This is a genomic window from Bacteroides sp., assembly GCA_036351255.1.
In the GTDB taxonomy this organism is placed as follows: domain Bacteria; phylum Bacteroidota; class Bacteroidia; order Bacteroidales; family UBA7960; genus UBA7960.
This window is the reverse complement of sequence record JAZBOS010000124.1, coordinates 1-9,347: the sequence shown is the minus strand read 5'-3', so window position 1 is coordinate 9,347 and position 9,347 is coordinate 1. Positions and strand designations below refer to the sequence as shown.

The window sequence follows — 9,347 nt, the reverse complement described above, 5'->3', positions numbered from 1 at the left end:
GCGTCTGGGGATTTAACTTCCTGCCGGGATGTTAGAGGAGAAGTGAGAAGTGAGAGGGGAGAAGTGAGAAGTGAGAGATGAGAAGTGAGAAATCAGCAGGCAGTAAGCAGTAGATCCGCGTTCAAAATAAAACCTCAAAAAATGGAACGCGGATGAAACGGATGCCGCTGGCGCGGCAACGCTGATCACCGAGGATAAAAGAATTCCCCAAAAAACAAGGACTATAAAAAAAATCCGCGTTCATCCGCGCTGAACGAAGTTCATCCGTGGCATCCGCGTTCAAAAAGAGAAGTGAGAGATGAGAGATGAGAAGTGAGAGATGAGAGATGAGAAATAAGAAATAAGAAATGGGTGATTGGTACTTAGCTAAAAGCTAAAAGCCAAAAGCTAAAAGCTAATCTCAACCCTGCCTTGCCGGCAGGCAGGCTCAACCTTAACCTCAACCTTTAAAATTTGCCTGGATTTGTGGATAAAAACCAAACCATTGAATAGTTGAGAAGTTGAGCAGTTTAAAAAAAAGAGGCGATCCATTCCGGACCGCCTCTTTCTTTTTCCCCGAAAGGGGTCATTTAGTTTTTAGTCGTTCGATGGCAGTTCGAGGCCATAGCCCTGTTCCTTGTCGGCTTGTTTGAGTTTGAATGCCAGGAAGATGGAGATGACGCCACACACCACCAGCATCAGGATCGGCCATGTATAGTCATAATAGGGGAGGGCTCCTTCCAGTTGCAGTACCTTGATCTGGTCGGCCACTTCACCGCCGGTTAAGCCGGTGGCAAGCAATCGCTCACGCGTATCTGCTATGGCGCTGACCACGGCTGGATTCACCTTGTAAAGCAGGGCGCCTATGCCCCAGAAGAATGCTCCCAGGCCCCAGTTCTGCACGGTAAACATGGTGGCATAGGCTGTGCCCAGGCGGTTCTCGGCGACGATCTTGGCCACCGAAGGCCACATGGCAGCCGGTACCAGTGAGAAGGCGATGCCAAGGCTGAGGAGCCCGCCATAAGCCAGGAACTTCGACTGGAAAATGGAAAGCGAGAGGTGGGCGAAGATCAGCAGCAGCGACCCCAGGATCATCAGCGAAGCTGCCTTGCCCTTGCGGTCAACATAGCTGCCAAAGATCGGCGTGAAGATGATTGTCCCCAGCGGGATCAGCGAGGCGGTCTTGGGTCCGTTGTGGAGCCAGATGCCCAGGGTGTCACGAACCAGGTAAACGATCACGGCAAATACGGCCAGGATGGTGATCAGCGAAAGCCGCTTGCCCACGGTGGTTTTCATCCCGTTGGGGATCAGGGTGACCGAGAGGGCAAAGATGAAGATGATGACGTAAACCAGTGAGCTTCCAAGGGCTTCGCTGCCAGCTACTATCACGGCAGCGCCCTCAGGCAGGTAATAGGTAAAGCCAAACTTGTTGACCAGCAGGTCGGGCGCATACTGAATGAAGGGGAATACGGCCGAGTAGAATGCCACGCACAGCAGGGCAATGTAAATGAACGATTTATTGGTGACCAGTTTCACCAGGTCAGCAAATTTGAAATCCTCGTCAACGGCCTCTTCCTTTTCTTTCAGGGCTCCTGCAGCCATTTCCACATCTTTCCTGGCAAGGTCGGCAGCCTTGTTGGCTTTCACCTGCTTGTCGAGCTTGATGTCGAAGAACAGGTAAACCACAAAGAAGATCAGGCTGATGCCAATGAGGGCAGCGGCAAAAACTACGGCAGGCGAAACCCTGAGACCGGCAATATCGAGCGAAATGGCAATGGCCAGCGCTGAACCCAAACGTCCGAAGCCCATGTTGATGGCCATGGCAAGCGCCAGTTCATGGCCCTTGAACCATTTCACGATGGTGCGGGTAACCACCACACAAACCACCTCGAGGCCTGAACCAAACAGGACGCGCCCGACGATCATAAAAGTCAGTACGGTTGATTTATCATCGCCGAATAAGCCCATAGAGGCCATGGCAGTAATGGCGGCACCGATGGTGGCAAGGCCTCCAAAGGCAAGACCCGCCAGGCGAATCCCCCATTTGTCGAGGATGATGCCGCCAATGATGATCATACCAAACATGTTGGCTATGGTGGTAAGTCCAATGATTCGGCCAAACTCTTCACTGTTGATGCCAAGGTCGCTCTCCATCAGGTCGCGCAGGGGCGAGAAAAAGTCCTGGAAATAATAGGTGGAGAACATCAGACTGCTCACCAGAACAAGCACCAGCCAGCGAATGGCCTTGGACTCATTCAGTAATTTTTGTCGTTGCATTGTCTCTTTTTATTAGGTTAGTAAAAATTTGCAAAGGACAAAAATAGAAATTTTAAGGCAGCCTCAAAGCCTTAATTCATTATGCCTGTTAATTTTTTAGCAATTCTTTCAGGCTTCCCCCTTTATTTTAAAAAATCAGCCCCAGGTTCAATCCGGCAGAGTTGTTGCTGGTCCAGCGCTCGTTCTGGATCTCGATGCCAAGGCCCAGGTACATGGCGGTCCTTTTCGACAGGTTCAGCTTGGCGCCCAGGGTCGAGCTTAAAAACAAGCCGCCTTCCTCCAGGGCTTCCTCACGTTTGAAAAAGTTACCCATCCCCATCATAAAATAGGGCGTCACCTTTTGCTCCACCGAGCTAACCCTGAGAAAGGCAAAAAACGGATAGGTCAGCGCCCCGCTGTTTTCCAGGTTCTTCCTGGCGCCTGCACCGATGCCGGCAAGGAAAAACTGATTGAACTGGTAACCCAGCGAAAGGCCCAGCTTCAGCTCGTCGTAGTTGCCCCCGCCTATGCCGAAATAGCCCAATTCGACGATGCCCCGCAAACCGGGACTGAAGGGTTTTTCCCTTTCCGGTTCAGGCTCATCCCCGGCATCAGGGGTGCTGCTTTCAAAGGCTTCGGGGCGGTTGAAAACCCCGCCCACGGGCGCAGCTGCCGCTATGGCCGAACAGCCTTCACCAGGCAAAAAAACAAGCCCTTCGCTGCTTGCGCAGAAGGCTTGCTGACCATTACCAGGCGCGGGGGAAACAAGGAAGGCAAAAAAGAAAAAAAACAGGTATTGAACGCGAAATTTCATAAAAACAACAATCTTTGGGCGCCAAATCTAGGCATAATCCCGCTTACAAACAACATCATTCACAATATATTCGCAATCCGGGCTGAAACAACAGGCCCAGCTTATGCCTTTATGGTGCTGACCCATGGCGCCCGGACCCCCGGCGCAATACACACCGCGGCCAGCCCCCGGGGCAGGGCCATTACACCGCGCTGTCCAGTTGTTTTCCCTCCTCAGCGGCTTTCTGGTCAAGGTTCGTGCCAATGGCTATCCCGATGGCTATACCCATGGGGAACCCGATGCCCAGGAACGCCATGCTCCCCAGGCTTATGCCTAACGACATCCCCAGGGGAATGCCAAAAACAGCCAGGCCCAGCGCCATCCAAAGGTTCCGGTAGTAATTCTTCGGCACCCACCCCAGCTTTTCCCTGATCATTTTCAGCACCTGGTCATGGGTTTTTGCCAGGCGTCTTTTATAGGCTTTGCCGTTTGCTGCGGCGGCGTTCAGGCTCATGATCTCCTGGTCGATGGCCAGGGCAAGCGCCTCCGGAAGCCCCCTCTTGTCCAGCTCGGCCAGCAGGGCCTGCAGCTTTACATACCTTTGGTGGAGCCTGCTGCCCGCTTCCAGCTCCGGCCCGGGGGTTAATGGGGTGAGTGACATGGTTTTGTCCTGGTTTTTATAAGGGCTTACCGATGCTAAACCCTTGGTTCGAAGGTGTAAAGGTAGGCGATAATGGCTTTCAAAACCCTGGTAAGGCTGCCAAAAAAAACATTTTCTATGCCACCCCCTTCCCATCCGCGAAGGAACACGCTCGTGCCCACCCGAACCTTACACGAACATCATTCGAACATGGTAGGAGGATGGTTAAAGGAAAATGAAAAATTTAAAATGAAAGATGAAAAATGGAAGATGAAAATTTATGATTAGATAGGTGTTTATTTACATTGGAAAAATTTGCCTGAATTTGTGGAAAAATTAATTAACGCCCTAAACCCTAAACACAAACCCCTAAAACCTTGCCCTTACCTGCAGCTTGATTTCCGTCCTGGTATTGTCATCCAGGCCATCGGGTCCGGTGGTGGCGGGAGCGGGGTTTGCATAAAAGGTACGCGCAAGTCGGCCATACAGGTCGAAGTGGCGGTTAAGTCTATAGCGAATCAGGGCATAGGCGCGGCTTCCACGATGGTAGTAAAAGGGGAAGGAAAAAGCATAAAGCACATCATTCTCATAAACGTAGATGCGGCTTTCATAGCCCCCGGTGTCAAAAAGGGCATATCGAATGGTGATTGACCAAGGGCTATCGGTATTGCGATAGATCATATCCTGGAGGATGGCAAAGCCTTGTTCGTTTTGTTGTCCTTGACGGTAATGCGTAATTTCTATCCTGTTGCGCAGGCTTAGGGTGGGCGTAATGGCATGGCTGATATAGAAGCGGAGATTCTGGCGAATGACATCTTCAGGATAAGTTATCGCCACACTTTCCCGGGTGTTCAATGGTTTGTTCCTGATCCGATAACGCACGTAAATCTCTGTATTGCGGCGGGGATGATGGTTCAGTTGCACCAGGTATTCATAACCGCGGCTTGGGCTGTAGGTGCGGTATTTCATCCATGGGAAGGCGAAGTGGTCAGCATAGGCTGTCAGTTTCCATTGCTTTGAAAGTTGAAAGCTGAGCCCCAGGTAAAGGCCGTTCTCGTTGGCTACTCGGGTGTTTTCGCTAAAAGCTGACGCATACAATGCCTGGTAATCCCGGCTGAAATGGCGGTGAAGCAGTGAAAGCGACAGCCGGGGGTCGAGACTCATAATCAGCCCGTTGAGGATGGCATAACCTCCATTGGCGCTCAGGGCTGACTCACCAAAGAAGTGAACGTTGCGGCGGACAAAGGAGAAGTTGCACCCTATGTTGGTGTTTTTATTTTGGTTGAAATCGAATTGATTATAAAAGGAAAGATCGCGTCTGTACTCAGCGCCCAGAAATGTATGGCTTGCGGTCAGGCCCAGGTTGAATGAATTTTTTTTCCAGGCCAGGTGGCCCCCAAATAGGTTTTCGCGAATGGCGTGCTTGTCGGCAAGTTCGGCAAGCGTGCGGTGCAGACCGGTTTGCTGAAGACTGGTGATAACCAGTGACTCCCCCTCGAGGGTGTCGGCTTCAAGGATGTTGGCGTCGCGGCGTTTGGAAGAGGCAAAGGCGGTGAGCTCAAAATGGCCCAATGCAAAAGTAAGGCCTGTCCCCCTGAAGAAGGCATTTTCATCCACGGAGGTATGCGGGCGGATACCCTGCGCCTGCTTGTGGACAGCAATGGCCTCGCTGCTCTTTCCAAAGCTAAGGCCCGACCAGAGGGTAAGCCCCTGCCCGAACTGCAACTGGTAATCGCCGACCACTGCTGTGCGCAGTATCCCCAGATCGCGTATCAAGAAATGGCCGGAATAATAGTCAAATCCCCGGGGCTGACCATGGCTGAAAAAAACCTCGCCAGGGTCTTTCTCGGCGGTGAAGCCTATGCTCAGGTGATTATAGCATGTGAAGCGATATCTTGTGTAAAGGCGGTATGGGCTTCCCGGATATACTGGTGCCGGATCTGAGTTCTCTTCTGTTGGGTCAGGGATGATGAAGCCCCTTGGTAATTCTATTTGTCGCTGCCAGCGAAGGAAATACTGGTGTTGACCCTGCTGCAGGATCTCATTAAAACCAAGGTGCCTCCTGAAGGGGGTATCCCTGACCGAAACATAAGGCTGAATGGCACGTATGGTGGAGGGGTCAAAGCCATCAATGCTTTGTAATTCAAGGACACTCAGCAACTTGCCTTGCTGACGGATGTGGTCAAGAAGGTTTTGGATCTGGATTTCATTGAGGAAAATCAACCTTCGTAAATCATGCGCTGAAGCCTCATTGAGATTAAGGGGATGGGAGCGCAACATTTCCAGATCTTCAATGAGGGCGCTGAAGTCGGGCTCTTCTTCTGTTTCCTCGGCCAGACTTTCGATGCGCTGCTGAAATATCTCCTCGTTCAGGGGCAGGGGAGGAAGGGTGTCAGGGAATGCGGGCTGCTGTCCCTGTAAAAGGAAGGGCAAAAGGCAGCAGGCCAGGCAAATTCGCCAGCTAATAAACAAATGGTTGATATGTTTCAAATGGGCCATCATCTGCCCGCTCGTTTGATATCAGAATGCATAAACCAGGCTGGCTTGGGGAGAATAACCCAGCACCTGATGAAAGGACGAAGCCAGATCGATTTGAAGCCTACCCAGTTTCATTCCGAAGCCGAAGGCATTGGTAGTAGGTCGTGTTCCTATCCCAGCCCTTAGGTAAATGTTCTCTGTCAGGCCATAATCCAGCCCCATCCGAAAAACTGGCTTATTGTCAAGATCCTTTTCAGTCTCAAGGCATACCAGCACCCGGTCAGAGAAACTGTAAGCCATCCCAAGGCGCAGAATGGTGGGAATACGCTCAGCGCCCAAGACATCCATTTTGGCCAGGGTGGGATTAAACAGGTGCACGCCTATATTCAGGCGGGGCAGCAATTCATACAGAACCCCCAGTTCAGCAGCCAGGATGCCTTTTGAACCATAGCCTTCTTCAATAAAGGTATGGAGATAGTTAAGCTGCACCCCAACCGAAAGCTTCTCACCGAAAGGACGGGCATAGGCCAGCCCCACTTTGCTCTCGTGATAATGGCTGTAGCCGAAAAAGGAAAGGCTCAGCCCCAAGACGCCGCCTGCCGCCGGCAGGGCCAGGGCAGCAGCCCCCAGGCTCATCTCGCGGCTCAGGAAGCGGTTCTCAAAGTAAAAGCCTGCAGCAGGCCCTGGCTGATGCGCAAGCCCGGCCTGGTTGTGACTCACCGCCCAAAAATCGTAAACGGCTACCATGGCGTTACCCATCCCAGCAGACCTTCCCCCGAAAGGATAATTGTCACCTGCAGCCACCAGCAAGGAATTGGTGCTGCCCAACAGTATTAATATCAGCACTACCAGCGGTTTCATTGATTCTTTGAAAGGGAAAACCAGGGTAAAGGATTTGTGTGGGCATGCAATTTATGTAAAATATTTCTCCTGAAAAAACCAGGAAGATACATATTTATCTATTGGTCATTTATTTTAAACCAAACAAGCCTGATCAATCAAAAGGGCAGGAGAATATTGCGGCAGAAAAAAATTATTCTTAAAAAATTTATGGGTGTTTATATGCACCATGAAAAAGCTCACCGGCTTCCTGTTTTCATGCATAAACACAGGAGAAATACAAGGCCGGGGACAACAAGAAATTCCATTTCAAATAAGAAAAACAATAAATAGTCAGGAAAAAAACTTTGTTTATCGGTTCAAGTATCGGAAAATATCATATATTTGTTAGTGACCAAAACCTTTAAGCCATGAAAAAGAATTCCCAGTGGATCGCCCTGGTGGCGATGGTTATTTTTCTTGTAATCGGATGTGAGAAAAACGGGGTGGAGTTTTCGGAAAACCCCTCCCGGTTGAATGCCCTTGAAACCAAGGTGAAGCCTGCACCCCAGCCCCCCTATGAGCTGTCGCCCGATGCGACACCCATACAGGTATACGGGGTATGGCATGCCGGGAACGACTACTGCACCTGGGGCACGGTGCGCGACATGGAAGAGTTTGACTTTAACAACCATTGGATCGTTGACCGTGGCGGCGGAGAGCCCTCCGTGAACCTGGTGGTGCTGAGCTTTGTGAATCCTTTGAAATTGCTGAACCAGACCACGGATGCCACCACCCTGAACGGCATCCCCCGGGGAATGACCCAGGAGGTGGTAAACTATTTCAAGAACCATGGCATCAGGGTGATGCTTTCGATTGGCGGCATCACCTATACCGACGACTGGAACGCTGCCCTGGCCGCCGATGCCGCCCTGCTTGGGGAAAAAGCCGCCTTGGTGGCAGGACAACTGGGGGTGGGCATTGAAATTGATTATGAACAAAACAGCGATCCTGACCTGGATGGCCTGCAAGCCTTCATCGACGCTTACCGTTTGGTGCATTCCTATGATGCCACGGGGGCCAACCATGCGGCAAGGCTGACCATTGACCTGGCAGCAGGCGACCGCTGGCTCATTGCGCTGTGCCGCAAGGCCACGGCAGATTGGTTAAGAACAGATTTGCCTGTGCTTGACTATGCCAATGCCATGGTGCCTGCCCGCCAGCCCACGGCTTCAGGGGCCATTGCAAACTGGGACGAACACATTGACGGCAAGCCCCAGTATGCCCCGCCCATTCCCCCGCTGGCGCCCTGCAAATTTACCGGGGGCTTGTTCATTACCAACCGGAAATCCATTCCTGAATGCGTTGACTTTTACGCGTCCATCCAATACGCCAACCGTGATTACGTGACCAGGATCATGCCTAATGGCGCAGGCACTTCTCCCGGTATGCTGGGGTATATGTTCTGGGCGGCTGAATGTCCTTCGACCCGCAGCCTCTGCACGACCGGCAGTAATGAATGTTCGGGCGGGGTAGGCGAAGGCTCGGCTTTTTTTAACGTCCCTGTGCCGATGCCGGCGCTCAGGCAGAATTAGGGTTTCAGGTTTAAGGTTCAAGGTTCCGGAAACTTCAATATTCATTATTCCTTGTTTCCTGCCTGCAGGCTTGTTCTGAGATAAAAAAATTACGGGTCTACCTCCCCCTTTGGAGAGCCTGTCTCGCCTCAGGCGAGGGGTTGGGGGGAGGTTCTTCCCTTTCTGGAATCCTCCTGTCCTGCTCACCAGCGGATTTCAGGTTCCGGGCAATTAGATGCGGAACCGGAAGGTGTGTTTTTTCAGTTCTTCATTGGCCTTTTCAACCTTTGTGCCAAGGTTTTTCTTGAATGCCAGCAGGCGTTTTTGAATGATGGGATCGGTATGTGCCAGGATCTGGGTGGCAAGGATGGCGGCGTTCTGGGCGCCGTCGAGGCCCACGGTGGCCACGGGGATGCCGGGAGGCATCTGCAGGATGGACAGGATGCTGTCCCAGCCGTCGATGCTGATGGAGGACCGCACCGGCACGCCAATCACGGGCAGGATGGTAAAGGCCGCAACAACACCAGGCAGATGAGCCGCACCCCCGGCGCCTGCGATGATGACTTTTATGCCGCGCTTATCAGCATTGGAAGCGAACTGGGCTACCGCTTCGGGCGTGCGATGGGCTGACAGGGCATTGATCTCAAAAGGGATTTCCATCTCATCAAAGAACTTGGCCGCTACTTCCATCACCGGCATATCGGAAGTGGAGCCCATGATAATGCTGACTAAAGGCTGCATAAGGGTCGGGGTTTTGGGTTAGAGTGCAAAAATAGGAAAAAAGTTTGAGGGTTGTCATGGTTGTCGG

The 9,347-nt window shown here is 51.9% G+C and carries 7 protein-coding genes; 1 reads left to right on the top strand and 6 read right to left on the bottom strand.

What is annotated here, in order from left to right:
* Nucleotides 1-576: 576 nt before the first annotated feature.
* The 5 genes from V2I46_12210 to V2I46_12190 form a co-directional block, all read right to left on the bottom strand.
* Nucleotides 577-2,256, bottom strand: coding sequence for an MFS transporter (locus V2I46_12210; protein MEE4178259.1), 1,680 nt, complete (start codon nt 2,254-2,256; stop codon nt 577-579).
* A 127-nt stretch (nt 2,257-2,383) separates the two neighbouring features.
* The gene (locus V2I46_12205) at nt 2,384-3,049 is read right to left on the bottom strand and encodes a hypothetical protein (protein ID MEE4178258.1); all 666 of its coding nucleotides are present in this window, start codon (nt 3,047-3,049) and stop codon (nt 2,384-2,386) included.
* A 181-nt stretch (nt 3,050-3,230) separates the two neighbouring features.
* Nucleotides 3,231-3,689 (bottom strand): hypothetical protein, encoded by a 459-nt coding sequence (locus V2I46_12200; GenBank protein ID MEE4178257.1) that lies wholly within the window; start codon nt 3,687-3,689, stop codon nt 3,231-3,233.
* A gap of 348 nt (nt 3,690-4,037) precedes the next feature.
* Nucleotides 4,038-6,170, bottom strand: a complete 2,133-nt coding sequence (locus V2I46_12195; protein MEE4178256.1) for a helix-hairpin-helix domain-containing protein — start codon at nt 6,168-6,170, stop codon at nt 4,038-4,040.
* 18 nt (nt 6,171-6,188) lie between these two features.
* Nucleotides 6,189-7,007, bottom strand: a complete 819-nt coding sequence (locus tag V2I46_12190; protein ID MEE4178255.1) for a hypothetical protein — start codon at nt 7,005-7,007, stop codon at nt 6,189-6,191.
* Between the two features lie 389 nt (nt 7,008-7,396).
* On the opposite strand from V2I46_12190, the gene V2I46_12185 reads away from it, so the two are divergent.
* Complete coding sequence (locus tag V2I46_12185; protein ID MEE4178254.1) at nt 7,397-8,560, top strand: hypothetical protein; 1,164 nt, start codon at nt 7,397-7,399, stop codon at nt 8,558-8,560.
* A gap of 210 nt (nt 8,561-8,770) precedes the next feature.
* On the opposite strand, the gene purE is transcribed toward V2I46_12185, so the two are convergent.
* On the bottom strand, nt 8,771-9,280 hold the full coding sequence (purE, locus tag V2I46_12180; GenBank protein ID MEE4178253.1) for a 5-(carboxyamino)imidazole ribonucleotide mutase: 510 nt from the start codon (nt 9,278-9,280) through the stop codon (nt 8,771-8,773).
* Between the last annotated feature and the right edge of the window lie 67 nt (nt 9,281-9,347).

Excerpts from the sequence above, each read along its gene's own strand:
- V2I46_12210 (MEE4178259.1), bottom strand. The coding sequence starts at position 2,256 with ATGCAACGACAAAAATTACTGAATGAGTCCAAGGCCATTCGCTGGCTG.
- V2I46_12205 (MEE4178258.1), bottom strand. The coding sequence starts at position 3,049 with ATGAAATTTCGCGTTCAATACCTGTTTTTTTTCTTTTTTGCCTTCCTT.
- V2I46_12200 (MEE4178257.1), bottom strand. The coding sequence starts at position 3,689 with ATGTCACTCACCCCATTAACCCCCGGGCCGGAGCTGGAAGCGGGCAGC.
- V2I46_12195 (MEE4178256.1), bottom strand. The coding sequence starts at position 6,170 with ATGATGGCCCATTTGAAACATATCAACCATTTGTTTATTAGCTGGCGA.
- V2I46_12190 (MEE4178255.1), bottom strand. The coding sequence starts at position 7,007 with ATGAAACCGCTGGTAGTGCTGATATTAATACTGTTGGGCAGCACCAAT.
- V2I46_12185 (MEE4178254.1), top strand. The coding sequence starts at position 7,397 with ATGAAAAAGAATTCCCAGTGGATCGCCCTGGTGGCGATGGTTATTTTT.
- purE (MEE4178253.1), bottom strand. The coding sequence starts at position 9,280 with ATGCAGCCTTTAGTCAGCATTATCATGGGCTCCACTTCCGATATGCCG.